Annotated in this window: 18 protein-coding genes and 1 riboswitch; of the genes, 9 read left to right on the plus strand and 9 right to left on the minus strand. The window is 70.7% G+C overall.

Annotated elements, in window-relative coordinates; all coding sequences use genetic code 11:
* Positions 1-512: 512 nt before the first annotated feature.
* On the minus strand, positions 513-2,114 hold the full coding sequence (mdlC, locus tag R6Y94_RS36765) for a benzoylformate decarboxylase (RefSeq protein ID WP_318401059.1): 1,602 nt from the start codon (positions 2,112-2,114) through the stop codon (positions 513-515).
* 256 nt (positions 2,115-2,370) lie between these two features.
* A riboswitch (cyclic di-AMP (ydaO/yuaA leader) is annotated at positions 2,371-2,512 on the plus strand.
* Positions 2,513-2,991: 479 nt separating this feature from the next.
* On the opposite strand from mdlC, the gene R6Y94_RS36770 reads away from it, so the two are divergent.
* Positions 2,992-3,840 carry a C39 family peptidase gene (locus R6Y94_RS36770; protein WP_318401060.1) on the plus strand — a complete coding sequence of 283 codons (849 nt, stop codon included), beginning with the start codon at positions 2,992-2,994 and terminating at the stop codon, positions 3,838-3,840.
* 67 nt (positions 3,841-3,907) lie between these two features.
* On the opposite strand, the gene R6Y94_RS36775 is transcribed toward R6Y94_RS36770, so the two are convergent.
* The 6 genes from R6Y94_RS36775 to R6Y94_RS36800 all read right to left on the minus strand — a co-directional run bounded on the left by R6Y94_RS36775 (position 3,908) and on the right by R6Y94_RS36800 (position 11,000).
* Entirely contained in the window at positions 3,908-4,447 is a 540-nt protein-coding gene (locus R6Y94_RS36775; protein ID WP_318401062.1) for a DUF2231 domain-containing protein, read from the minus strand.
* Positions 4,448-4,696: 249 nt separating this feature from the next.
* Positions 4,697-5,491 (minus strand): GNAT family N-acetyltransferase, encoded by a 795-nt coding sequence (locus R6Y94_RS36780; RefSeq protein ID WP_318401244.1) that lies wholly within the window; start codon positions 5,489-5,491, stop codon positions 4,697-4,699.
* 90 nt (positions 5,492-5,581) lie between these two features.
* A complete protein-coding gene (locus R6Y94_RS36785) occupies positions 5,582-7,279 on the minus strand; it encodes a CDP-glycerol glycerophosphotransferase family protein (RefSeq protein WP_318401063.1) in 1,698 nt (565 codons plus the stop codon).
* A 56-nt stretch (positions 7,280-7,335) separates the two neighbouring features.
* The gene (locus tag R6Y94_RS36790) at positions 7,336-8,988 is read right to left on the minus strand and encodes a bifunctional cytidylyltransferase/SDR family oxidoreductase (protein ID WP_318401064.1); all 1,653 of its coding nucleotides are present in this window, start codon (positions 8,986-8,988) and stop codon (positions 7,336-7,338) included.
* Between the two features lie 298 nt (positions 8,989-9,286).
* The gene (locus R6Y94_RS36795; RefSeq protein WP_412102963.1) at positions 9,287-10,111 is read right to left on the minus strand and encodes an ABC transporter ATP-binding protein; all 825 of its coding nucleotides are present in this window, start codon (positions 10,109-10,111) and stop codon (positions 9,287-9,289) included.
* The gene (locus tag R6Y94_RS36800; RefSeq protein ID WP_318401065.1) at positions 10,104-11,000 is read right to left on the minus strand and encodes an ABC transporter permease; all 897 of its coding nucleotides are present in this window, start codon (positions 10,998-11,000) and stop codon (positions 10,104-10,106) included. The genes R6Y94_RS36795 and R6Y94_RS36800 overlap by 8 nt, the downstream gene beginning before the upstream one ends.
* A gap of 193 nt (positions 11,001-11,193) precedes the next feature.
* Here R6Y94_RS36800 and R6Y94_RS36805 point away from each other — a divergent pair, with 193 nt between their 5' ends.
* From R6Y94_RS36805 to R6Y94_RS36820, 4 genes are all read left to right on the plus strand, one after another.
* On the plus strand, positions 11,194-11,829 hold the full coding sequence (locus tag R6Y94_RS36805) for a TetR/AcrR family transcriptional regulator (RefSeq protein WP_318401248.1): 636 nt from the start codon (positions 11,194-11,196) through the stop codon (positions 11,827-11,829).
* Positions 11,830-12,017: 188 nt separating this feature from the next.
* The gene (locus tag R6Y94_RS36810) at positions 12,018-13,127 is read left to right on the plus strand and encodes a DegT/DnrJ/EryC1/StrS family aminotransferase (protein ID WP_318401066.1); all 1,110 of its coding nucleotides are present in this window, start codon (positions 12,018-12,020) and stop codon (positions 13,125-13,127) included.
* Complete coding sequence (locus R6Y94_RS36815; protein ID WP_318401067.1) at positions 13,124-14,164, plus strand: Gfo/Idh/MocA family oxidoreductase; 1,041 nt, start codon at positions 13,124-13,126, stop codon at positions 14,162-14,164. Before R6Y94_RS36810 ends, R6Y94_RS36815 begins: the two co-directional genes overlap by 4 nt.
* Before the next feature lie 129 nt (positions 14,165-14,293).
* Positions 14,294-16,804, plus strand: coding sequence for a glycosyltransferase (locus R6Y94_RS36820; RefSeq protein ID WP_318401069.1), 2,511 nt, complete (start codon positions 14,294-14,296; stop codon positions 16,802-16,804).
* Between the two features lie 127 nt (positions 16,805-16,931).
* Here R6Y94_RS36820 and R6Y94_RS36825 read toward each other — a convergent pair whose 3' ends face one another.
* A complete protein-coding gene (locus R6Y94_RS36825) occupies positions 16,932-18,032 on the minus strand; it encodes an acyltransferase (protein ID WP_318401070.1) in 1,101 nt (366 codons plus the stop codon).
* A 322-nt stretch (positions 18,033-18,354) separates the two neighbouring features.
* Between R6Y94_RS36825 and R6Y94_RS36830 the strand changes: the two genes are divergently transcribed.
* From R6Y94_RS36830 to R6Y94_RS36845, 4 genes are all read left to right on the plus strand, one after another.
* Positions 18,355-19,854 carry a glycosyltransferase family 4 protein gene (locus R6Y94_RS36830; protein WP_318401250.1) on the plus strand — a complete coding sequence of 500 codons (1,500 nt, stop codon included), beginning with the start codon at positions 18,355-18,357 and terminating at the stop codon, positions 19,852-19,854.
* Between the two features lie 118 nt (positions 19,855-19,972).
* Positions 19,973-21,640 (plus strand): glycosyltransferase family 4 protein, encoded by a 1,668-nt coding sequence (locus R6Y94_RS36835; RefSeq protein WP_412102964.1) that lies wholly within the window; start codon positions 19,973-19,975, stop codon positions 21,638-21,640.
* Positions 21,637-23,208, plus strand: coding sequence for a glycosyltransferase family 2 protein (locus R6Y94_RS36840; RefSeq protein WP_318401072.1), 1,572 nt, complete (start codon positions 21,637-21,639; stop codon positions 23,206-23,208). The genes R6Y94_RS36835 and R6Y94_RS36840 overlap by 4 nt, the downstream gene beginning before the upstream one ends.
* A 5-nt stretch (positions 23,209-23,213) precedes the next feature.
* Positions 23,214-24,497 carry a nucleotide sugar dehydrogenase gene (locus R6Y94_RS36845; RefSeq protein ID WP_318401074.1) on the plus strand — a complete coding sequence of 428 codons (1,284 nt, stop codon included), beginning with the start codon at positions 23,214-23,216 and terminating at the stop codon, positions 24,495-24,497.
* Positions 24,498-24,599: 102 nt separating this feature from the next.
* On the opposite strand, the gene R6Y94_RS36850 is transcribed toward R6Y94_RS36845, so the two are convergent.
* On the minus strand, positions 24,600-25,142 hold the full coding sequence (locus R6Y94_RS36850; RefSeq protein ID WP_318401254.1) for an acyltransferase: 543 nt from the start codon (positions 25,140-25,142) through the stop codon (positions 24,600-24,602).
* Between the last annotated feature and the right edge of the window lie 36 nt (positions 25,143-25,178).

A 25,178-nucleotide genomic window follows, 5' to 3' on the forward strand; every position in this document is an offset into this window, starting at 1 on the left:
GGGGACGCGGGGTGCCATTGGAGAAAATGTGTCCCGAGGCGTCGTGGCCTCCAGGGACAACAGGAGCACCCGAATACCTGCGCGGGGGGCGGCTGGTACTCGGGCGAACACCATATGTAACGACCGGCGGCCCCGGATCATTCCCCGGGGGCCCGGCATCAGCCCAGGTCACAGGCGGTGCTACTCGGCCGTACGCGGAATGTAACGACTGGCGGGCGCTCTGCATTCCATCCCCACCAGGTCGATCATGAAATCGGCGGAGGTCTCCGACGGGATGGGCCGTCTCCCCGACGATGACCGGTCGGGCGAGGGTGGTCGCCCGGGGGGATGGGCGTCTGCTCTTCGTGGGTGATACCGGGGAGTCATCATGATGACTCCCCGGTATCACGCTCGACCGGAATATACCGTCCAGAATCTGCCCGCCCAGGTCGAGCAGGCGCACCTCGACGTCTCACGGATCCCGGCGATCGTCCGGCTCACCTCGGCAGTTGCCCCTCTGACGGGCGGCGGATTCAGAGCAGCGGGGTGACGTCCCGGCTGATGGGTACGGCGAGCACGGTGGGGCTCTCCGTGCCGAGCGCGGACCGGAACGCCGCCCGGAACTCGTCCACCGACTCCACCTGGTGGGCGGTGCAGCCGTAGCCGCGGGCGATGCCGGGGATGTCGAGGCCGGGAAGTTCCAGTCCGGGCACCCCCGGCGCGTCCTCCAGTTCGGCGAAGGCCTTCAACACGCCGTACTCGTGGTTGACCGGCACCACGAAGACGACCGGCAGCCGGTGCTGCGCGGCGGTCCAGAGCGCCTGCGGCGAGTACTGGAACGAGCCGTCCCCGATCACCGCCACCACCGGCCGGTGCTGCCGGGTGTCCCGCTGGGCGAGCGCGATGCCGACCGCGGCCGGCAGCCCGAAGCCAAGCCCGCCGCTGGCCATCTTGAAGTAGGAGCCCGGCCGGGTGATGGTGAGTTGCCGGTGCAGAACGCTGAGGTTGGAGGGGGATTCGGGGACCACGATCCCGTCCGCTGGCCACTCGGCGGCGAGCGCGCCGAAGAGCGCCTCCGGGCTCAGCGGGGTGCCGGCGGCCCCGTCCGGCGCGCCGGCCCGGGGCGGTGGCATCGGCCGGTCGGTCGATGGCAGCCGCTCGGCCAGCCCGGCGCAGGCCAGCCTGACGTCGCCGACCAGGCTGTCGCCGACCGGTGCCCGGGCCGCCTCGGCCGGGTCGTCGGTGACGTGCAGCAGCCGGGTGCCGTCCGGCAGATAGCCCCGCCGGCCGGGGACGTACGGGTAGTAACGGAACACCGGGGCACCGACCACCAGTACGGTGTCGTGTCCGACCAGTTTCTCGGCCAGCGGCCCGATCGCCGGTGGCAGCAGTCCCTGGAACTGGGGATGGTCCTGGGGGAAGCCGACCCGGTCCGCGAACGGCGGCTGCCAGACCGGTGCCCGGCTCCGCTCGGCCAGGGCGACCGCCTCGGCCCAGCCGCCGCTGCGGTCGACCGCGGATCCGATCACCAGCACGGGGTTCCGGCTCGCCGCCAGGATCTCGGCGAACCGGTCCAGTTCCGTCGGATCGGGTGCGACCCGGGTGCTGATCCGGCGTACCTGCGCGGTGCCGCTGGCCGGCTCGTCCCAGTCGTCCAGCGGCAGGGAGAGGTACACCGGCCCGGCCGGCGGCTGTACGGCGGTGGCGAGCGCCCGCATGAATGCCTCGGGAATGTCCTGCGCGCGCAGTGGTTCGTGGCTCCATTTGACGTACGGCTCGGGCAGTTGGGTCGGGCGCACGTTCGTCAGCATCGGCTCGGACAAATTCATCGTCCGGGTCTGCTGGCCGGCGGTAACGATCATGGGTGTCTTGTTGTGCCAGGCGGTGACGAGGCTGCCCATTCCGTTTCCGGTGCCGGGTGCGGTGTGCAGGTTGACGTGCACCGGCCGGCCGGTTGCCTGCGCGTAGCCGTCCGCCATCGCGACCGCGGAGGCCTCCTGGAGAGCCAGAACGTAGGCGAAGTCGGCCGGAAAGTTCTTCAGGAATGGCTCCTCGGTGGAGCCCGGGTTGCCGAACAGGGTGGTGAGGCCGAGGGAGCGGAGCAGGTCGTAGGTCGCTTCGTGCACGGTTGTCATCGGAAGGAGCCTCCTGGAGTCCTCGTCCCATGCTCGGACCACCGCGCCAAGCCGGTCATTTCCGTCATACCGTACGCGTACATGATCATGCCGGTTTATCTGCGCGGCCGCCCGCCGCCCCAAGCCCGGTCGCCGGTCGTCCCGATCGCGCTGTCAAGCCCTGTTTTCGCTGTTCAGTGGGGTTGGCAACGGCGGAAGGCGGCCAGTAATGTCGGCGGGTCTGGTCCGGCCCCTTGGTCGCCATCTGGGTGACACCGGAGCAGACCCGCCGAGTCGTTCTGTAACGAGCCGGGGACCCACAGTTATCTGGGGTGAATCCGCGAGCCGCTGGCCCGTGGTAGGGCGGCCTTCCCGCCCGAATCCGTCAGCTAACCCGGTAGGCGGTGTCGGAAGGAGTAGCTGTTCGTGCCGCACCACCCGGGCCCTGGCCCGTCCCCCCAGTTCCCTCGCTGCGTTGCGGCTCCACTCCCGGTCGCCGCGACCGTCCCGGACCGCCCTGACCGGACCGGCCGACCCCAGGCCGGCACCTGAACCTGGCCCGATAGCGGTCTGTGACGCGGAAGTCGTCGACGCGCGGGCACTGCCGGGTCCGCCGGCCAACTGGTCGCGGTCCCGGTGAGGCCGCCGGCCGGTCGCGACGGATCGTGGTAGCGCTGATTCCGCCGGTACGCCGATAGCGGCGCTCCCACCGGCTGGCGCACCGTCGGTCCGTCCGTACCGTCGGCCCGTTCCGCCGAATGCGTCGGCGGGCCTCTCCCGGGCGATTTCGTCCGTGCGATTCCGTGCGATTTCACGTCACATTCCGGCAGCGACCGAAACGCCGCGTCATTCCTTGCCCCCCGGTGGCGGTGACGCGCATTTCCCGTGGAGGATAACGTTGAAGCACGCAATTAACGGGCGGTTCCGGACCGCCATGTCGGGCCGGCGTAACCGGCTCGCGCTCGCCTCGGCCGCGGTGCTCGCCGCTGCCGCGTCCAGCGGGGTCGTCCTGGCCTCGACCGGCTCGGCGGAGGCCCCGGAGACCTCGACCGTCGCCGTCGCCGAACTCGGCGCCCCGGCGGGACAGGCCGGAGCGGCCATCGTCACCGCACCGGAGACCACCGCGCCGGAAACGACCGCCCCGGCGACCCCGTCGCAGTCGACGACCACCGCGCCGACCACCAAGGCGGCGAAGGCGGCCCCCGCCAGCACCCCGAGTAAGCCCCCGGCGCCGCCGGAGTCGAAGCTGCTGGACTACGAGTTCCAGGCCCAGATCAACGGCTGGTACTGCGGCCCGGCCGCCACCCGGATCGCGCTGACCGTCCGGGACAAGCAGCCGAGCCAGGACGCCGTCGCCGCCGACCTCGGCACCACGATGAGCGGCACCAACTCGGCCGAGGACACCACCCGGGTGCTCAACAAGATCACCGGAACCGACTTCTACCGTACCACCGCCATCCCCGGCGGCGCGGCCACCCCGGCCCAGATGGACCGGCTCCAGGCCGACGTCGTGCACGCCGTCACCAGCGGGTACGCCGTGGTGGTCAACATCGCCGGCTCGGCGACCGACCTCGACGGCGGCTGGCACAGCTACCCCGGCGGGCACTACCTGACCGTGGTCGGCTACCGCGACGACGGCCGTACGGTGAAGATCGCCGACCCGGCCATCCCGGGCGAGGACAGCAACTACTGGATGACCACCATCGACCTGGCGAACTGGGCGGCCACCCGGGGCTACTCGTCCTGACCCGCCCCGCCCGCCGGTAGTAGTACCGACCAGACGCCGGCCGTGCGTGCCCGTGCTCAGGCGGGAATCACTGGCCCTGCCACACCGCCTGGGCGCCCGTGTCGCCGGTGCGGAACACGTAGTACAGGGTGATCCCGGCCGCCGCCAGGGACAGCACCCCGAGCACCAGGGTCAGCACCGGCGACCCCTTGGCGGCGGCAGCGGCCGCGCCGCCCTCGGCGCTCCCCTCGGTCCCGGCGGTCACCGGTGCGGCGGTGGCCCGGGGCTTGACCAGGAAGACCAGCGCCAGGGTCAGCACCCCGAGCGCGATCGTCGCGTACAGGGTGTTGGTGCCGAGATCCTGGTGCTCCGCCAGTCGCGGCACGTACTCCGGACTGACCCGGTTACGGGACTCCAGCCGGGCGAGGAACCGGTCACCGGAGAGCTTGGCCATCAGTGCGGCCAGCGGGGTGGCGACCGCGAGCAGTCCCAGCACCCAACGCAGGTGCGGTCGGACGAACGGAACGAACGCGTACCCGACCGCGGTCAACGCGAGCAGTGGCACGAACACCACCGCGGCATGGACCAGGAAGGGGTGGGCGGGAATGCCCATGAACTCCTCAAGCACCGGCGCCTCCTCGGCGACAGATCGGCTGGCGAAAGCAAGGGGTGGACGACAGGCGTACGGACCGGGCGGACGCAGGTCCGCCACGCCCGGCGGACTGGCGGCTTTCGAGAACGTTGACATGGTGCCCGGGGTGCCGACCGTTGACAAGGGTCGGCCGGTTCGGACCGGTGCGGCGCCTCCCCGAGGGTGACCGAGCCGACGAACGCCTCGGCGATCGTGTTGCCCCGGAGGACGTGGTGGTGGCCGGGTTCAAAGAGGACGGTCGTCCGCGCCGGTTGCGGGTGACGGCTCGCCGACGACGTACTCGGTGTACTCGGCGACCGGGGTGAAGCCGAGCCGGTCGTACAGCTTGTACGCGGCGGTGTTCTCCGCGACGACGTTCAGCGCCACCGTGTCGACGGTCTCCAGCAGCCGCCGGCAGAGTGTCGCCACCACCGTGCTGGCCAGCCCCTGCCCCCGGTACGCCGCAGCCGTCGTCACGTTGCCCAGCGCGCCCACCCGGTATCGCGGCGACCAGACGTGCACCCCGGCAACGGCGACCAGCTCGCCGTACCGGCGCATCCCCACGTAGTGGCCGGTCCCGACCATCCGGGGATCGAACCAGTTGCCGGGATAGGCCGCCCGGTAGAACGCGGTCAGTTCCGGCACGTCGGCCTCGCTGAGCACCTCGCCGCCGGGCGCCACCCGGGCCAGCCGGTCCGGGTCGGTGAGCGCCATCTTCAGGTGCGCCCCGCGCGACCTGACCGGGTACTCCCGGGCCAGCACCGCCTCGCCACCGGGGGAGAGGTGCGCCTCGAAGTGCCGGGGCAGCAGCGGGAGCAGACCGGTGAGCAGTTCGGTGAGCACCGCCGGTGAGCGGTGCAGCGCCAGCAGCACCGGAGTGGGCCCACCCTGGTAGAGCAGCGCCACGGCGTCGTCCAGCCGGTACCAGGTGGTGTACGGCCAGTAGAAGTCGTCGAGGTCGCCGAGTTCGTACGCGTGCAGGTGGGGGTCGCGGCGCAGCAGGCCGGCCAGCTCGTTCCGGTCGTGGCTGGTCCTGATCATCGTCACCGACGCATCATGGCACAGCCGCCGGCCGTGCTCAGGAGACCGGCGCCGGCCGTGTCCGGCGGACCCGGGCGCCGTCGGTGTGCTTCAGGAGACCGGCGCGGGGCGCGGCGAAGGCACGGACTGCGCGGCGGCGCCGTCCAACTGCCGGCGGGCCTCGTCGAGGAACCCGTCGGCGTACCGCTGCTCCGGGAAGTCGCCGAGATAGCGGGTACGGGTCCGCCACCGGGTCTCGGCCAGCGGATCGCTGTCCAGCAGCCGGTCCAGTACGTCGTCCAGATTGGACATCTGCGAGTCCAGCACGTAGCCCGAGCCGGCCAGCGGGAACCCCTCGACGAACCGGTCACCCTCGCCGACCCGGTCCGTGACCGCGTACGGCTTGCCGGAGTAGAGGTAGTCGGAGATCACTGCGGAGACGTCCGAGACCAGCGCGTCGGAGGCGTTGACGCAGTCGACCAGGCTCATCTTCTTCGCCGCCTCGGCGCCGAAGACGTGCCGCCGTCCCGTGCCGGCCCGGTGCTCGGTGAGGAGCTGCTCGATCCGGGCGAGCTGCCGGGCCGACGCCGGATTCTGCGAGGTGTAGGGGTGGGCCCGCAGGATCACCGTCACGCCCCGGTCCAGCAGCCGGCGGACCAGGGTCTCGCCGACCGGCAGCGAGCAGTGGTCGACGTCGGCGTTGTGCCCGGTCCAGGTTGGCGTGTAGAGCACCACCTTGTCGGCCCGGTCCCGGATCGGCTCCCGACTGACCGCGATCGACTCCACCTGCGGCCGGCCCACGATGGCGAACTTCTCCCGGGGGATCGTCACGCCGTTGCGGGCGTACCGGTCGATCGCCGCCTGCCCGGCCACGAAGATCCGGTCGAAGATCGCGGAGACCGGGTTGGCGCTCGGCGCCTTGTCGCTGTCGCCGTGGTGCAGCTGGATGTGCGTGAGGTGCGCGAACCGGATGCAGTGGCTGTTCTTGGCGCCGTGGTTGACGTAGAACGCCACCCGCAGGCTCGGCACGATCGCCTCGTCGATCGAGCGCGGCGTCGGGCAGACCACCACCGGCGCGCTGGTGGCGGCCGAGATCGTCGGCAGGAAGTTCGGCTCCCGCAGCAGCACCATGAACGGCCGGCCGATCCGTTCCAGGTACGGCAGCCACATCATGACCTGGTATTCCGAGCCGGGCGGCGCGGAGAAGTAGAGCAGGAACTCCGGCCGGTGCCGGCGGAGCGCCTGGGCGACCGCGCTCTGCCCGCCGGAGGGGCGCAGCCGGCGCAGCGCGATCGGCCCGACCGCACCCACCGCGGCGGCCCCGCCGACCAGCACGCTGAGCAGCAGGACGGGCCAGACCGGCAGGGTCAGCGCAGCGCTGCCGGCGAGTACGACCAGCAGGACCAGCACCGCCGGACCGAGTCGGTCGGCGACCAGTAGTGGCGACGACCGCACGCCGAGGTTGGCCGAGCGGACCTCCAGCTCGGCGGCGTCCCGCAGTGGCCGCTCGGCCAGGGTCAGCCCGAGCAGAGCCGCCCCGGTGAGCGCCAGCGCCACCCAGTTCAGCCGGCCCTGCGGCACCTGCTGGGTGTACCCGACCAGGACCCCGGCGATCAGCAGGACCGGCTCGGCGACCAGGTCGGCGCGCGGGTTGATCCGGCGCTCCAGCCAGACCGCGACCGCACCGGCCACCGCCAGGGCCAGGCCCGCAAGCTCGGCCGAGGTGAGGGCGAGGACCAGGAAGGACAGCACGGCCAGGCCGGCGCTCAGACACCGGACGGTCAGTTTCCTGACCAGATCGCCACGCATGTGCTTCCTTCCGTGAGGCGGATCGCCGGATGGTGCCCTCGACGTGCGGGGCCTGGCTAGGCGGTGCCGACCCGGGGCGGCGGCACCAGTTCGGTGGAGCGTTGCCGGCCGATCCGGCCGAGCCCGGGCTCCTGGCCCGAACCGTTCGGGTCGGCGCCGTTCGGCTCGGCAGGCTGGCCGTTCGAAGCGGTGCCGCTCGGCTCGCCCGGCTGCCCGTTCGGCTCGGTGGGTTGGCCGGTGCGCTCGGCGGCCGGGTCGCCGGTGGAGCGGCGGACGTCGACCACCTGGCCGGTCAGCCCGGAGAGCAGCACGTCCAGCGAGACCCGGGCCACCGTGTCGGCCGCCAGCAGGGTGTGCTCCGGCTCCTCCCCGAACGCCCGGGTCCGCATCGGGGTCGCGGTCCGCTCCGGGTTGACGCAGTTCACCCGTACGCCGAACTCGGACCACTCGTCCGCGAGCGCCTGGGTGAGGTTGACCACGGCGGCCTTGGTGGCGGAGTAGAGGGCGTACCGGGCCCGGCCCCGGGTGTAGGAGCTGGAGGTGTAGAGCAGCAGTTGGCCCCGGGTCTGCCGCAGGTAGGGCAGCGCCTGCCGGGCGATGTCCACCGGGGCGACCAGGTTGACCTGGAGCATGTGCGAGATGGTCGCCTCGTCCATCTCGGCGAGCGCGCCCATCCGGAGCACCCCGGCGGTCACCACCACGTGGTCGATCCGACCGGTCGCCTCGAACGCGCCGCGCAACGCGGCGGCGACGTCCTCGCCCCGCTCCACGTGGGTGCCGGTGCTCGACCGGCTGACCGGGAAAACCTCTGCGCCGTAGCCCCGGGCGACCTCGGCCAGCCGCGCGCCGATCCCCTCGCTGCCGCCGAAGACCACCACCGTGCGGCCGCTCAACTCCTCGACGTACGCCCGCTCGTCGCGCAGCCGGGGCGCCTGGGCGGCGGCGAGCTGGAACAGCTTGTCCGCCAGGTGTACGTCGACCGGGTGTGTCACCTTGATGTTCTCGTCCGAGCCCTCGATGACCTTGATCGGCACCTCGGGCAGGTAACGCAGCACCACCCCGCAGTCGTCGGTGGCGCTGAACGCCGGGTCCTGCGCGGCCAGCGCGTACGCGGCCCGGATGGTGCCGGACCGGAACGCCTGTGGCGTCTGCCCCCGGCGCAGCCGGGACCGTACCGGGATGTCGGTGATGCAGTCGTCGTCCACCTGGATGATCGTGTCGGCGGACGGGATCGCCACGTCGACGGCGGAGTACGTCCAGAGCGCGTTGACGCACTCCCGGACGATCCGGGGGCTCAGCAGCGGTCGGACCGCGTCGTGGAAGAGGACGTTGCAGTCGTCCGGCCCGATCGCGGTCAGCGCCAGCCGGGTGGTGGCGTTGCGGGTGTCACCGCCCTCGATCACCTGACTGACCTTGCGGAAGCCGGCCTTGTCGACGATCTGCCGCGCCTCGTCAAGGAAGCCGGGCGCCATCAGCACGATGATCTCGTCGATCTCGGGCGCGGACTCGAAGACCGTGATGGTGTGTTCGAGGATCGGCTTGCCAGCGATCTTGAGGAGCTGCTTGGGAATGCCGAGTCCGACCCGGGTCCCGGTGCCCCCGGCCAACACCACCGCCACGGTCCGGTCGGGCCGCCACGGCGCCGCCACGCCGGTCCGGTCCCCCGGGGCCGAGCGGCTGTCCGGCCGCGTAGCCGGGTTCTGCGCCATTGCCGATCCTCACTGACTACACGCTGTCGGTGTCGTATGTCGTATGTCGTAGCGTCCGGACGGGTTCCCGCTCGGTCTGGAAACGGGGATCGACCGCCCGTCCGGACCTGTTGGCACGTCGGCCGGGCGTTGTGACCTCTAGGACCCTAGCTCGGAAGCGTGGGCCCGCCCCGGGCGGGGTGCACCCCGTCTGGCCCCCCCCCGGCCCCCCGCCCGGCGCGCGGCGCCCCGGCCCCCCCGGGGGCCCCCCGCCCCCCGGCCCCCCCCCCACGCCGGGCCGCCGCTCCGGTCGGCGGCGTTACTTCCGGTTCATGAACTTCTCGTACTCGGCGACCACCTCGTCGGTCGGGCCGTCCGCTCGGATCACTCCTGATTCCAGCCAGATCGACCGCTCACAGGTCGAACGAATCGTGCCAATGGCGTGGCTGACCAGGAAGACTGTGCCCGCGCCGGACCGGAGTTCCCGGACCCGCTGCTCGCTGCGTCGCCGGAACCGCGCGTCACCGGTGGCCAGCGCCTCGTCGATCAGCAGCACGTCGTGCTTCTTCGCAGCGGCGATGGAGAACCGGAGCCGGGCGGCCATACCCGACGAGTACGTCCGCATCGGCAGTGAGCCGAAGTCACCGCGCTCGTTGATTCCGGAGAACTCCAGGATCTCCGGTGTGAGCTGGCGTACCTGGGCCGGGGTCATCCCCATCGCCAGGCAGCCGAGCGCGACGTTGCGTTCCCCGGACAGGTCGTTGAGCAGGGCCGCGTTCACCCCGAGCAGCGACGGCTGGCCCAGGGTATAGACCGCGCCCTGGCTGGCCGGCAGCAGTCCGGCGATGGCCCGGAGCAGGGTCGACTTGCCGGAGCCGTTGCTGCCGAGCAGGCCGATCGCCTCCCCCCGGTACGCGGTGAAGCTGACGCCCTTGACCGCGTGCACCTCACGGATCGCGCCGCTCTTGGCGCCGGTCACCATCCGCTTCAGTGCGGCCACCGGGCTGCCGTTGCCGCCCGATCCGGCGCCGTGCACCCGGTAGACCACGTGCACCTCGTCGACCACGACGGTGGGGATCCGGGGACTGGCCACCGCGGTTTCGCCCGCCGGTGCCTGTGGCTCGGGGTTGATCGGTTCAGCCACGGCCGTACTCCTTTTCACCGCGCCAGAAGTAGACGAACCCGAGGACGCCGGCCGCCGCCGCCCAACCGACGCCGAGCAGCCAGGACTGCATCGCCGAAGCCGTCACCGGCGCCGTCTCCATCAGGGCGTGCCGCATCAGCTCGATGTAGACCAGCAACGGGTTCAGCTGCACCAGCCAGGCGGCCGCCTCGGGCAGGTGCTTCTCGAAGTTGTCCACGCTGTAGAGCACGCCGGAGGCGTACATCCAGGTCCGCATCACGAACGGGACGACCTGCTTCAGGTCGGTGATCTTCGAGCCGATCCGAGCCATCGCCATCGCCAGCCCGGCGTTGAAGATCGACTGCAACAGGATCGCCGGTATCAGTAGCAGCCATTCGAAGGTCAGCGGCTCGCCGTCGATCAGCACGATCCCGGCCAGTACGACGATCGAGGCGAGCAGGTGCTGGAACTGTGTCAGCGTGATCGCGATCGGCAGGCTGGCGCGGGGAAAGTGCAGTGCCCGGATCAGTCCCAGGTTGCCGGTGATCGCCGTGACCCCACCACTGACCACGGTCTGGGTGAAGGTGAAGACGAAGAGACCGGTGCACAGATAGGCGATGAAGTTCTCGATGTTCCGGCTTGTGCCCAGGACCACGCCGAAGATCAGGTAGTAGACCGCCGCGTTGGTGAGCGGGGTCAGCACCTGCCAGAGTCGGCCGAGTCGTGCGGTGCTGAACGAAGCCACCAGCTTGGCGTTGGCGTACGCGGAGATGAAGTGCCGGTAGGACCAGAGTTGCCGGGTGTAGCTGGTGAGGGAGGGGCGGTCACCTGCGACGGTGAGACCGTACCGGGCGGCCAGCTCTGCCTGGGTGAGCTCTGAATCGGGGTTGGCTACCGCCGTGATGGCCATAGCGTGGGCGCTCCGATCTGTTCGGGCTGCGGGAGTCGCGCGACGTGGTGACCGTGGCCAGAGCGCTGGAACGCCGGTGGTCGTCGCTTCGTGGCAAGGTAGTCCATCGTACGTCGGGACGCAACCGTAGCGTCGTCGCGCTATATTGGCCCGCGTGGCGACCGACAACCGGCGTGCTCCAGCGGGAGCGGCGGTGCTCCGAGACGGGATCACCGCCGCGATCCGCGCAGCCGTGATGCAGGAACTCGCGGCGGTCGGCTATGGCCGTCTCTCGATCGAGGCGGTCGCGCGCCGTGCCGGGGTCGGCAAGACGGCGGTCTACCGGCGGTGGAACTCGAAGCTGGAGCTGGTGCTCGAGATCGTCACCCGGGTTGCGGGGCAGAGCCTACCGTTACCGGACACCGGTAGCCTAATGGGAGATCTCGAAGTGCTGCTGCGGATCGTGGCTCGGGCGCTGCGACACCGGTTGGCCTCGCAGATCATCCCGGATCTGCTTGCCGAGGCGGCCCGTAACCCGCAGATCGCACAGACCCTCCAGCAGGCCCTGCGCGCCAACCAACGGGATGTCGGCATACTGTTGATCGACCGTGCGGTGGGCCGGGGCGAGTTGCCTGCCGGGATAGACCCTGACGTCGCGGTCGACCTGATCGTCGGTCCCCTCTACTGGCGGCTCGCCGTTGCCCGTACCACCCTTCCGGAGGACTACCTGCCACGAATGGCCGCCGCGATCGCGGCCGGACTCGGTGCGGACAACCACGTCTCGGCCAGGTTCGAAGCGGACGGGCCGGTACCGGCCGGAGGGAGTGCCGATATTCCCCTGCCAACCTGATCGTCCTGGCGCCGCCTCGATCCCCCCGCACCGTTCCCGACCGACCGCCGGCTTCCAGCGGCCGTGACTCCGTCGAGTCCGACACTGTTCCCCGGTCATGACCCACCCTGCACCACTTCATCCAGCCATCCCGTAACGAGCTAGCATCGCATGCCAATTGCGATCCCCCCATCGACAGGAGGATGCCCATGCCCGGGCAGAACGCAGACATGATCCCGCCCGCAAAACCAGTCATCGGAGACGCCGAGATCGAAGCCGCCGTCCGGGTGCTCCGCAGCGGCCGGGTGGTGCAGGGGCCGGAGGTGGCGGCGTTCGAGGAGGAGTTCTCCGAGCTGGTGGCCGGCCGGCACTGTGTCGCGGTCAACTCGGGCACCTCGGCTCTGCAACTGGCCCTGCTGGCGCTGGGCCTTGGCCCGGGCGACGAAGTCATCGTGCCGTCCTTCTCCTTCGCGGCGAGCGCGAACGCGGTCCGCCTGGTCGGCGCCGAGCCGGTCTTCGTGGACATCGAGGCCGGCAGCTTCTGCCTTGATCCGGCGGCGGTCGAGGCGGCCGTGACCCCGCGTACCGCGGCGATCATGCCCGTGCACCTCTACGGTCACCCCGCCGCTATGGACCGGCTCATGCCGATCGCCGAGCGGCACGGCCTGGCCGTCGTGGAGGACGCGGCCCAGGCGCACGGCGCGGCGCTGGCCGGGCGGCCGGTCGGCTCCTTCGGCATCGCGGGTTGCTTCAGCTTCTACCCGACCAAGAACATGCACGCCCTGGAGGGCGGCATGATCAGCACTCCTGACCCGGAGTTCGCCCGGACCCTGCGGCTGCTGCGCAACCAGGGCATGGAGCAGCGGTACGCGAACGAGATCGTCGGCGCGAACATGCGGCTCACCGACGTGGCGGCGGCGATCGGGCGGGTACAGCTCCAGCAGTTGCCGGAGTGGACCGAGCAGCGCCGGTCGAACGCGAAGTTCCTCGACGCCCGGATCACCGGCGTGGTCACCCCACCGGTGGCCGACTCGGCCCGGCACGTCTACCACCAGTACACCGTTCGGGTACGCGGGGACCGGGACGCCGCCCAGCAGAAGCTGCTGGATCAGGGGGTGGGTAACGCGGTCTACTACCCGACCCCGATTCACCGGCTGAAGCCGTACCTGAACTCGGATGGCAAGCCAGGAGCGTGGGAGTTGCCGGAGACGGAGAGGGCCGCTCGCGAGGTGGTGTCGTTGCCGATCCACCCGTCGTTGAGCCAGGCCGACCTGGAGCGGATCGCCGACGCCGCGAACAGCCTGGCGGGTGCCCGGTGAGCGGCCAGGCACGCCCGCTGCGCGCGGGACTGATCGGGCTCGGCGCCATGGGCCGCAACCACGCCCGCGTACTGTCCAACCTGGATGGCGTGGAACTGGTCGGGGTGGTGGATCCGGCCGGTGACACCACCGGGACGTTGTCGGTGCCGGTGGTGCCCAGCGTGGCGGATCTGCTCGCCATGGGCGTCGACTATGCGGTGGTGGCCTGCCCCACCGCGCTGCACGAGCACGTCGGCTTGGAACTGGCCGAGAACGGCGTCTGCGCGCTGATCGAGAAGCCGCTGGCCCAGTCCGTCGAGACGGCCACTCGACTGGTCGAGGCGTTCGAGTCGCGTGGCCTGGTAGCCGGCGTCGGACACATCGAGCGCTACAACCCCGCGCTGCAGAATCTGCGTACCCGGCTGGAGAACGGGGAACTGGGCGAGGTCTTCCAGGTGGTCACCCGCCGGCAGGGACCGTTCCCGCACCGGATCGCCGACGTGGGCGTGGTGATGGACCTGGCCACCCACGACATCGACCTGACGAGCTGGGTCACCGGGCAGGAATACACCTCGGTGTCCGCCCGTACGGTTTCCCGCAGCGGCAGGCTGCACGAGGACATGGTGGCCGCGGTGGGTCAGCTCGCCAACGGAACCATGGTGAACCATCTGGTGAACTGGCTCAGTCCGCTCAAGGAACGGTCGACGGTGATCACCGGTGACCGGGGCTGCTTCGTCGCTGACACCCTCACCGCCGACCTGACCTTCTACGCCAACGGAGCCATCGACACCGAGTGGGAGGCGCTGCGCGCGTTCCGCGGTGTCGCCGAGGGGGACATGGTCCGGTACGCCATCCCGAAGCGGGAGCCGCTGCTGGTCGAGCACGAGCGGTTCCGCGACGCGGTCGAGGGCAAGGAGAGCGACATCGTCACCCTCCGGCAGGGTCTGCGTACCGTTCGGGTCGCCGCAGCGGTCCTGCAGTCCGCCTCCGACGGCAGCACCGTCCGGGTCGATCTCGCGGAGCCGGTGGACAAGGCGGCGTTCAACACCATCGGCTAGCCTTCCGGCGGAATCACCATGCGCCGTACCACTCAGCTATCTCTTATGGAGGACTGCGGGATGGCATCGATGCCCCGCCCACCACGACTCGTGGTACTTGTCGCCAACGCAATCACCGGGGATTCACGGGTGCAGAAGACCGCCATCGCGGCTGCCAGGGACGGCTGGGAGGTAATCCTGGTCGGGCGTAGCCCGCGTAAGAGCGGTAAACTGCTCGACCGGTCCTCGATGGGGCCTATCGAGGTCATCCGGGTTCCGGTCGTGTCGCAGATGGACCGGCTCGGTTCCCAACGCACGACCATGCGCATACGTCGGACGTTCACGCAGTTTGGCATCTCGGACAAGGCGGCACTGGCTCGCTACAAGGCCTCGCACCAGGCGTGGCTGCGTAAGCAGACCGCCAAGCGCAACCCGGTACCTGTGCGGACCTGGATCCGTACCCGCGAGGCGTTCCACGAACTGCGGGTACGAGCCTGGGGCTGGGAGCAGTACCGCCAGTTCCGGCCGGGCCCGCCGACCGGCAACTGGCGGGTGGACTGGCCGACCCTGATGGACATCGACCTCGCGTTCGGTCCGGTGCTGGAGGAGCTCGAGCCAGACCTGATCCACGCGAACGACATCAACACCATCCCGACCGCGGCGATGAGCGCGGCCCGGCTGCGAGCCCGGGGAAAGCGGTGCGGATGGCTCTACGACGCCCACGAGTACGTCAACGGCGTGGAGTGGCCGAAGCCCCAGCAGGCCAGCGGGTGTCGGGCCGCGGAGCGGGAGTTCATCGGACAGGCGGACGCGGTGGTTACCGTTTCACCGCAGATTGCCGAGCTGCTGCGGCAGGAGCACCGGCTTCCGAAGCTTCCCCTGGTGGTGGGCAACGCCCCGGTCCGCGAGGGGATCCGGAGCGGAGATACGAAGACCTCGGTACGCGCGCTCGCCGGGCTTGCCGAAGACGTACCGCTGATGGTGTATTCGGGCTGGATCGGCAAGGAGCGCGGGATCGACACCGTGGTCGCCGCCCTGCCGAACCTGCCCGAGTTCCACCTCGCGCTGGTGGCCGGACGATTGACTCCCCTGCTCGAGGCGCTGCTCGCCCAGGCGGTGGCGCTCGGGGTGCGCGACCGGGTGCATGTCCTGCCCTACGTGCCTCCGTACGAGGTCGCGGACTATCTCTCCACCGCCGACCTGGGCCTGATCCCGTTCCGGCGTACCCCGAACTGCGAGCTTTCCCTGCCGACCAAGGTCTCTGAGTACCTCCAGGCCGGGCTGCCGCTCGTTACCAGCGACGTGAAGGTGGTGAAGGGCTTCGTCGAGGAGCAGCGCATCGGTGAGGTCTTCGTCTCCGAGGATCCGGCGAGTTTCGCCGCGGCCGCGCGGCGGGCGATGGAGAACCGGGCGGAACTCGCTGCCGGGATCACCGAGCAGATCCTCAACGAACACTCGTGGGAGGAGCAGAGCCGCAAACTGCTCCGGCTCTATCGGGAGATCTCCGGGCTCGCTCCCGCGGCGCCGCGCGTCGATGTCCCGTGGACCGTCACGGAGCGGCCTGTCGCCCTGCTGCCGGGGCGTTCTGCCGAACGCAGGCCGTTGGACCGCTGGCGGCCACTGGGGGAGACGGCGATCCGGCTCGGCCTCGGGCCGGCGAACTACGCCGGTCAGGCGGCGGCGTTCGCCCAGGCGATCTGCCGGGACCGCGCGGACGTCTCGGCCGAGGTCGTGATGTCGAAGCTGCCCGCCTCGTTCGACTATCCGGCGGACGTCTACCTCGACGCGTCCAAGCTCAAGGACCTGGACCTGCAGATGGCCAGGGTGCAGGCGGTACTTGGCCGGTACACCCACGTGCTGGCCGACGCCTTCATGCCGGTCTTCGGCCACCTCAACGGTGACAACATCGAGGGCGACCTGCCGGCGCTCAGGCAGGCCGGCATCAAGGTCGCGCTGCTCGGGCACGGCAGCGAGATTCGCCATCCCGGCCACCACATGGAACGGCACGAGTTCTCGTTGTTCCGGGACGCCCCGGCGGGCGTGGCAGCCAAACTCCAGAAGAAGGCGGAGCGGAACCGGCGGGTCGCCGAGGAATCCGGACTTCCGATCTTCGTCACCACCCCCGACCTGCTCGACGACCTACCGCAGGCCACCTGGGCACCGCTGGTGGTCGACGTCGAGTCCTGGGCCTGCGACCGGCCGGTCATGGAGCGGGCTCGGCCCATCGTGCTGCATGCCCCGTCGAAGCGCTGGACCAAGGGAACCGACCGTATCCTGCCGGTGGTCCAGGAACTGCACGAGCGCGGAGTGATCGAGCTGGTGCTGGCCGAGGGGATTCCCGTGCAGAAGATGCGGGCCCTGGTGCAGGACTGCGACATCGTGCTGGACCAGTTCACCACGGGTAGCTTCGGCGCCTTCGCGGTCGAGGCGATGGCGGCCGGCAAGCCGGTGGTGGCGTACCTCAGCGAGAGTGTGAGCAAGACGGTCGGCAGCGACCTGCCGATCATCAACGCCTCCCCGAGCTCTCTCAGGGAGACGATCGAGGCACTGCTCGACGATCGGGACGGCACCGCGAAGACCGGGCTCGCCTCCGCCGAGTACGCCCGCATTTACCACGATGGAAGCTGGACTGCGCACGCGCTGTCGACGTTCCTGGTCTGACGGGTCGAATCGGGTGGTCTGAGCCGACTGCTGGTTCGCAGCGACCGGAGGGGGGGGGGGGGGGGGGGGGGGGGGGGGGGGGGGGGGCCCCGACGCCCTTGCGTGCAGGACCGTGGCACCGTGCGGATCAGAAGACGGTCCGCAGGTAGGGGATTCGGGCGGCGCCGGTCGAAATGGCGAAGGAGGTGAGCAGGACCACCAGGTAGGTGCCGGAGATGACCGCCAGCGACCGGCCCTCGGCGACGGCCGGGATGAGCAGCCGGAGAACCTCGAAGACCAGCAGGTGAACCAGGAAGACCCCGAACGACGCGTCGGAGAGCCGGACCAGAAGCCCGGCGCTGCGTGGACCGATCCGCATCCGGGCGTTGATGCTGGTCGCGGCGACGAAGATCAGCAACGCCGCGATCATCACCAGGGCGCCGTTGGCCATGACCGGGAAGGTCATCTGCAGGAGTCGGTGCGAGGGCGCGACGCCGTACTGCCACACCGACTCGAGCAACAACACAGCGGCGGCGAGCAGCGCGAGTATCGTGCCGCGCCGGCTCAGCACCACCTTGCGCAGCGCCCAACCGGCCAGGAAGAACCCGACAAACGGCCACCAGCGGTTCCAGCTGGTCAGGATGTTCGGTCTGGAGAGCCCGCCGAGCAGGGCGAGGCCGGGAAGCATGTACGCGACCGTCGTCCAGCCCAGCGCGACCGCGGCGGTGACCCGGGCCCGCAGCACGCCGCCGTCGGCGAGAAAGGCGGCCAGGACGGGGGCGATGACGTAGAGACCGGCGATCAGCCAGAGGAAGTACAGGGCGGTGAAGACCGTCGAGTCGAGCAGCATCCGGCCGAGCAGCAGTGGCCGGAGGTCCTCGCCGCGCATGATGAGCCGGACGAGCAGCAGGTACACCAGGTGCCAGACGATCATCGCGGGCAGGATCCGGGCGAATCGCTTGCGGTAGAAGGCGGCCGGTCCGGCCCGGTGTGCCCGCGGATCCAGGACGAAGGCTCCGCTGATCATGACGAAGACCGGGACGGCCCAGATCGCGCCGATGTCGATCGCCGTGGCGATCCACCATTGCGTGCTGCCGCGCAGGTCGTCCTTTCCGACGATGATGCCGAAGACGTGGATCGCGACGACACCGCAGATGGCGATCACGCGTAGCAGGTCCAGCCCGTACTCGCGGGCCGGTCGTTGGCCGGTCGGTGGGGGCGCCGGCTGGCCGTCCTGGTGCTGGGGCACCGCTGGCGACTGTCCGATCGGTTGCCCGGCCGACGGGGATCCGCCCGGCCACGACCGCTGCGTGACGGATGCCTCGGCATCAAGGGGTATCGGGGAGTTCACCGGTACATGTTAGGGCAGCTCCAGAACCGCCCGACGCCTTACGTCCGGCGGCTTACGCCGGGTTCCGGTTGCCGGCTTATGCCCGGTTCCGGTTGCCCGGGGAGAGCCCGACGGCAGTGCCGTACACTCGCCACGATCCATGCTCTCCAGGCGGATGAAAGGGTGCGGCATGACGGTTCACGACACTCCCGGGACGGTGCCGCGTCGGGGTCGGATCGTGATGCTCGTCGACAACGGGGTACATGGCGACTCGCGGGTCCAGAAGACGGCGGCCTCCGCCGCGAGCGCCGGCTGGGACGTCGTCCTGCTCGGCCGCTCCCCGAACCTGAAGCCGCAGAGCTGGCAGCTCGGGCAGGCGCAGGTGCGACTGCTGCCGGTACCCACCCCGCTGGCGAAGCCGGCGCACGAGTACCGCCGGCATTGGGTTCGGGGACCGTTCGGCTACCCGCCCACCGGGGTGGCGGCCCGGCGCGCGCAGTGGGTGAAAGCCTGGCGGGCGGATCTGGAGGTCCGGCGCGCCGCGCTCGGGCTGTCCGGCCGATCCGGCGGGGCGCGGCGGGTCCTTGCCGGGCCGGTGCTCCGCAGCCAACTGCTGGCCGCCAGGGTGGCGCGGTTGTGGGTGTCGTTCCGCCACCGTCAGTTGAACCGGGCGCGCCAGGCCCGCACCAAGCTGGATACGCCCTCGGACCGCTTCTACACGTTCTTCTGGCAGAAGCTGCACGGCGACCGCGCCTGGCGGCGGTTGGATCCAACTCTCTGGGACTACGAACTCGCCTACGGCCCGGAAATCGACAAGCTGGCCCCCGATCTGGTGCACGCCCACGACTTCCGGATGCTCGGAGTGGGGGCGCGCGCCAAGATCCGGGCGCACGGCAAGGGTCGGCGGGTACGTCTCGTCTGGGACGCCCACGAATACCTGCCCGGGATCAAGCGGTGGACCGACAACGCACGGTGGCTACCCGCGAATATCGGGCACGAGCGGGAGTACTCTCCCCATGCCGACGCCGTGGTGACCGTCTCCGAGGGGCTCGCGGACCTGCTGCGGGAGCGGCACCGGCTCCGGGAGTCGCCCACCGTGGTGCTCAACGCGCCGAACGCCGATCACGGGCCGGAAGCGGGCGACGACCCGGTACCGGAGCTGCGCGAGTTGTGTGGCATCGCGCCGGACGTGCCGCTGCTGGTCTACAGCGGCGCGGCGGCGGAGCAGCGTGGCCTGGGGATCGCCGTCGAGGCGCTGCCCCAGTTGCCGGGCGTCCACGTGGCGTTGGTGGTTCCCCGCCCCGAGGCGCCGTACATCCAGGGTCTGCTCAAGCGGGCCGCCGAACTCGGGGTGTCCGGGCGGGTCCACGCGGTGCCGTACGTGCCGCACTGGCAGGTGGTGCCCTTTTTGTCGGGCGCGCAGGTCGGACTGATTCCGATCCACCACTGGCCGAATCACGAGATCGCCCTGATCACCAAGTTCTTCGAGTACTCGCACGCGCGGTTGCCACTGGTGGTCAGCGATGTCCGGATGATGGCGGAGACGGTCCGCGCGACCGGTCAGGGCGAAGTTTTCCGCGCGGAGGACCTGCCGGACTTCGTCCGGGCGGTCAAAGCCGTACTCGACGACCCGGAAGGGTACCGCGCCGCCTATGACAAGCCCGGCCTGCTGACCGACTGGACCTGGGAGGCGCAGGCGGTCATCCTCGACCGGCTTTACCAGCGGCTACTGTCGGACTGACCTTACGGGGCGTGAGCTGGGAGGTGGACACTTCAGCGAGGCGGTAGGCCGCCGCTGAGGTGCCGTACACTCGCCGGGGTCCTCTGGGAGACCCTGCGGGAGAGGCAGAGGAAAAGTCATGGATTTGAACGCGGCTGCCGGGCGTCAGCGCAGTCGGGGCCGGATCGTCATGCTCGTGGACAATGGCGTCAACGGTGACTCCCGGGTGCAGAAAGTCGCCCGCTCGGCGGCCGAAGCCGGCTGGGAGGTGACGCTGCTCGGCAGGTCGCCGCATGGTGGCGCGCAGACCTGGCGGCTCGGTCCCGCCGAGGTGCGGTTGCTGCCCATGCCCGATCCGCTGGCCCGCCGCCGACACGAGTTCCGGCGGGCCTGGTTGCGCTGGCCGCTGGCGTACCCGCCGAGCGGCATCGCCGCGCATCGGGCCCAGTGGGTGAAGGCCTGGCAGACCGACATCCGGCAGCGCGAGGCGGAGCTGACCCTGGCGGCCGGGGCCGGGCTGGTCGGCCGCCGCCTGGAGCAGCGGCGTCGACGGCTGCGGATCGAACGGAAGGCCGCGCACCTGCTCCGCCGGTGGGTGTCGTTGCGGTACTGGATGCTGACCCGGGCCCGGAAGGGCCGCAAGTTGACCAGCCCGTGGGACCGGCTCTACACCTGGTTCTGGTCCACGGTGCAGGGTGGTCGGGCGTGGCGCCGGCTGGAGCCGGGACTGTGGGACTACGAGCTGGCCTTCGGCCCGGTGGTCGACGCGCTGGCGCCGGATCTGATCCACGCGCACGACTTCCGCATGATCGGGGTCGGCGCCCGGGCCAAGGTGCGCGCCGCCGTGGCCGGCCGGGAGGTCAAGCTGGTCTGGGACGCGCACGAGTTCCTGCCCGGGGTGCAGCCGTGGCAGGACAACGCCCGGTGGCTTCCCGCGCACCGGGCACACGAGCGGGAGTACGTGCCGTACGCCGACGCCGCCATCACCGTCTCGGCGAGCCTCGCTGAGCTGCTCCGCCGGGAGCACGGGCTGGTCGAGTTGCCGGCGGTCGTGCTCAACGCGCCGGATGTGACGGGTGGGTCGGACGCGGACGCGGAACCGGCTCCGGAGCTGCGTGCCCGGTGCGGCATCGGTCCGGAGGTGCCGCTGTTGGTGTACAGCGGCGCGGCCGCCGCCAGGCGTGGCCTCGGCACGATGATCGAGGCGTTGCCGCAGTTGCCTGGGGTGCACGTCGCCCTGGTGGTCAACAAGCCCGACGGCCCGTACGTCCGGGAGTTGCTGTCCCGGGCCGCGACGCTGGGCCTGACGTCCCGGGTGCACGTTCTGTCGTACGTCGAGCACTGGCAGGTGGTGCCGTTCCTGGCCGGTGCGGATGTCGGGGTGATCCCGATCCACCACTGGCCCAACCATGAGATCGCGCTGATCACCAAGTTCTTCGAGTACGCGCATGCCCGGTTGCCACTGGTGGTCAGTGACGTGCGGACGATGGCGGAGACGGTCCGGTCGACCGGGCAGGGTGAGGTGTTCCGGGCCGAGGACGTCGACGACTACATCCGGGCAGTCCGGGCGGTACTGGCGGATCGCGAGCGGTACCGGGCTGCGTACGACCGGCCGGGGCTGCTGGCCGGTTGGACCTGGCGGGCCCAGGCGGAGATTCTGACCGGGGTGTACCGACGGCTGCTGGCAGATCCCGACGGACCGGCAGCCGACACCGGCCCGCCCCGGGGAGCCGTCGGGCCGGTCGTGCCCGGCTCGGCGTCAGTCGATCCGGCCGGCCGGCCAGCTGCGGGCGCCGCCGCGCGATGACGGAACCCGACGTCAGCGTGGTGGTGGCGGTCTACAACACCATGCCGTACCTCACGAAGTGCCTGAACTCCCTGGTGCGGCAGAGCATCGGCCGGGACCGGATCGAGGTCGTCGCGGTCGACGACGGTTCCACCGACGGCAGCGGCCGGGAGCTGGACCGGTTCGCCCGGCTCTACCCGGAGACCGTCAAGGTGATCCACCAGGCCAACTCCGGTGGCCCGGCCGCGCCGAGCAACCGGGCCCTGGAGCAGGCCACCGGCCGGTACGTCTTCTTCATCGGCGCCGACGACTACCTGGGCCCGGAGGCGCTGGAGCGGCTGGTACGGGCGGCCGACGAGTACGGCGCCGATGTCGTCCTCGGCAAGGCCGTCGGAGTGAACAGCCGGAACATCCACCAGGCGGTCTTCGCCCGCAACGAGGTGGAGATCGACCTCTTCGACTCCGCCCTGCCCTGGTCGCTGGCGAACACCAAGCTGTTCCGCCGCGAGCTGATCGAGCGCCACCACCTGCGCTACCCGGAGGACATGCCGGTCGGCAGCGACCAGCCGTTCACCCTGGAGGCGTGCTTCCGGGCGAAGCGGATCTCGGTGCTGGCGGACTACGACTTCTACCACGCGGTGCGCCGGCTCAACGCGCACAACATCACCTACCGGTCCCGGCACGTCGAGCGGCTCCGCTGCGTCGAGTCGATCATGGAGTTCGTGGCCGGGCTGATCGAGCCGGGCGAGCGGCGGGACGCGGTGCTGGTCCGGCACTTCGCCTGGGAGGTCGCCCGGCTGGTCGAGGACGACTTTCTGCTGCTGGAGCGGGCGGTGCAGGAGCAGGTGCTGGCGGGCATCCGGGACCTCGCCGACCGCTACCTCACCGACCGGATCCGGGCCAGGCTGGAGATCGAGCCCCGGCTGCGGATCGGCACCGCCCAGCGGGGCACCGTCGACGATCTTGTCGCGGTCATCCGGCAGGACGCCGAGCAGGGCGTACCGCCGACGATCGTCGACGGCGACCGTTGGTACGCGGGCTACCCCGGCTTCCGGGACCCCCGCCTTGACCTGCCGGACGCCTGGTTCGACGTCTCCGACACCGCCGCCGACTGGCTCGCCCGGCTGGAGGTGGTCGCGGTCACCTGGGAAACCTGCGACGACGGCGAGCGGGTACTGACCGTGACCGCCCGCACCCCGCGTCGGGACCTGGCGTCACTGACCTCCGGGCCGATCGGGCTGACCGCCGGCGACGTCACCGGCACCACGCTGGAGACCAGCCGGGACGGTACCGGCAGCACGGTGCGGGCCCAGTTCCGGGTGAGTCTGCTGCTCGCCGGCTCGGGAGCCGGCGGTTCGCTGCTCGGTGTCCGGTCCCACCTGACCGCCTTCGGCGGGGTCGGCTCGGCGGCGGTACGCGCGCCGACCCGGCCCACCGTGTCACGCTTGATGTTCCGCCGGGGGATGCGGTTCTTCATGATCACCCCGACAACGAGTCACCGAGGCCAACTCGTGATCGCCATCGCACCTGTCACCCCCCGTCGGGTCCTGGCCCGACTGCGGCGCAGGTTGCCCCAGGGAGGAAAGTAGAAGGCATGAAAATCTGCGTCGTCGCTCTCGGAAAGATCGGGCTGCCGCTCGCCGTGCAGTTCGCCGACAAGGGGCACACGGTGATCGGCGCCGACGTGTCCGAGCGGGTCGTGAAGCTCGTCAACGACGGTGCGGTGCCGTTCCCCGGCGAGGCCGACCTGGACGTCAAGCTCAAGGAGGCGGTGGCGGCCGGCCGGCTCTCCGCCACCACCGACACGGCGTCGGCGGTGGCCGAGTCCGAGGCCGTGGTCGTGGTGGTGCCGCTCTTCGTCGACGCGGAGGGGACGCCGGACTTCGGCTGGATGGACGACGCCACCCGGGCGATCGCGGCCGGGCTCAAGCCGGGCACGCTGGTCAGCTACGAGACCACCCTGCCGGTGGGCACCACCCGCAACCGCTGGGCGCCGATGCTGGAGCAGGGTTCCGGGCTCAAGGTCGGCACCGACTTCACCCTGGTGTTCAGCCCCGAGCGGGTACTGACCGGCCGGGTCTTCGCCGACCTGCGCCGCTACCCGAAGCTGGTCGGCGGGGTGGACGAGGCGTCGGCCCGGCGCGGCGTCGAGTTCTACGAGGCGGTGCTCGACTTCGACGAGCGCCCCGACCTGTCCCGGCCGAACGGGGTCTGGGACCTCGGCTCGGCCGAGGCGTCCGAGTTGGCCAAGCTCGCCGAGACGACCTACCGGGACGTCAACATCGGGCTGGCCAACCAGTTCGCCCGGTTCGCCGACAGCGTCGGCGTCGACGTGATCAAGGTCATCGAGGCCTGCAACACCCAGCCGTACAGCCACATCCACTCGCCGGGCATCGCGGTCGGCGGGCACTGCATCCCGGTCTACCCCCGGATGTACCTCTGGAACGACCCGTCCGCCACCGTGGTGCGGGCGGCCCGCGAGGCCAACGCCGCGATGCCGGACTACGCCGTCGAGCTGCTCGCCGCCGCCTGGGGCGACCTGACCGACGTCGAGGTACTGGTGCTCGGTGCGGCATACCGGGGCGGGGTCAAGGAGACGGCGTTCTCCGGGGTCTTCCCGACCGTCGAGGCGCTGCGCGCCCGGGGTGCCCGGCCGTACGTCTCCGACCCGATGTACACCGCCGAGGAGCTGACCGCGCTCGGCCTGCCGGCCTACCAGGGCGAGCGGGTCGAGGCCGTGGTGGTGCAGGCCGACCATGCCGAATACCGCACGCTGGCCGAAACCGACCTCCCCGGTGTCCGGGTGGTCGTCGACGGCCGCCGGGTGACCGACCCGGCCCGGTGGCCGAACGTACGCCGGATCGTCATCGGCGGCTGACCGGCCGTGCCGGGTTGCCGGTCAGCACCTCGCGACCGGCAACGAGACAACCAGACAGCGACGGTGGCGGCTCGACCGGACAGGCCGAGCCGCCACCGCTGTTCACAGCTCCTGCGGCGGGTTCTCCTTGTCCCGGGAGACCACCTGACCCGAGGCGTCGACCCAGCCGAGCGGGCGGGCCGGGTTGCCGGCCACCAACTGGTGCGGCCTGACGTCCTTGGTCACTACCGAGCCGGCCGCGATCATCGCGTACTCGCCGATCTCGACGCCGCAGACGATGGTGGCGTTCGCGCCGATCGAGGCGCCCTTGCGGACCATGGTCGGGGTGATCTGCCATTCCGGGTTCTGGGCCCGCGGCCGGAGGTCGTTGGTGAAGACCGCACAGGGGCCGACGAAGACCTCGTCCTCGATGGTCACGCCCTGGTAGACGGAGACGTTGTTCTGGATCTTCACCAGGTCGCCGACCACGACGTTCGCGTCCACGTAGACGTTCCGGCCGATCACGCAGTTCGCGCCCACCTGGGCGGTGGAGCGGACGTGGGCGAGGTGCCAGACCTTGGTGCCGTCGCCGATCCGCGCGCCCTCGTCGACCTCGGCCGAGGGGTGCACGAAGACCGTGTCGGGGAGGGCGGGAGGCTCGTTCATCGCTTGAGTCACGGCTTCGCAGGATACGGGAGTGGC

The organism is Plantactinospora sp. KLBMP9567, from assembly GCF_033446045.1.
Taxonomy (GTDB): Bacteria; Actinomycetota; Actinomycetes; order Mycobacteriales; family Micromonosporaceae; genus Plantactinospora.

What these genes read in the sequence shown, in the direction of transcription:
- mdlC (WP_318401059.1), bottom strand. Translation starts at nt 2,114, where the DNA reads ATGACAACCGTGCACGAAGCGACCTACGACCTGCTCCGCTCCCTCGGC.
- R6Y94_RS36780 (WP_318401244.1), bottom strand. Translation starts at nt 5,491, where the DNA reads ATGATCAGGACCAGCCACGACCGGAACGAGCTGGCCGGCCTGCTGCGC.
- R6Y94_RS36785 (WP_318401063.1), bottom strand. Translation starts at nt 7,279, where the DNA reads ATGCGTGGCGATCTGGTCAGGAAACTGACCGTCCGGTGTCTGAGCGCC.
- R6Y94_RS36790 (WP_318401064.1), bottom strand. Translation starts at nt 8,988, where the DNA reads ATGGCGCAGAACCCGGCTACGCGGCCGGACAGCCGCTCGGCCCCGGGG.
- R6Y94_RS36800 (WP_318401065.1), bottom strand. Translation starts at nt 11,000, where the DNA reads ATGGCCATCACGGCGGTAGCCAACCCCGATTCAGAGCTCACCCAGGCA.
- R6Y94_RS36810 (WP_318401066.1), top strand. Translation starts at nt 12,018, where the DNA reads ATGCCCGGGCAGAACGCAGACATGATCCCGCCCGCAAAACCAGTCATC.
- R6Y94_RS36830 (WP_318401250.1), top strand. Translation starts at nt 18,355, where the DNA reads ATGCTCGTCGACAACGGGGTACATGGCGACTCGCGGGTCCAGAAGACG.
- R6Y94_RS36835 (WP_412102964.1), top strand. Translation starts at nt 19,973, where the DNA reads ATGGATTTGAACGCGGCTGCCGGGCGTCAGCGCAGTCGGGGCCGGATC.
- R6Y94_RS36840 (WP_318401072.1), top strand. Translation starts at nt 21,637, where the DNA reads ATGACGGAACCCGACGTCAGCGTGGTGGTGGCGGTCTACAACACCATG.
- R6Y94_RS36845 (WP_318401074.1), top strand. Translation starts at nt 23,214, where the DNA reads ATGAAAATCTGCGTCGTCGCTCTCGGAAAGATCGGGCTGCCGCTCGCC.
- R6Y94_RS36850 (WP_318401254.1), bottom strand. Translation starts at nt 25,142, where the DNA reads ATGAACGAGCCTCCCGCCCTCCCCGACACGGTCTTCGTGCACCCCTCG.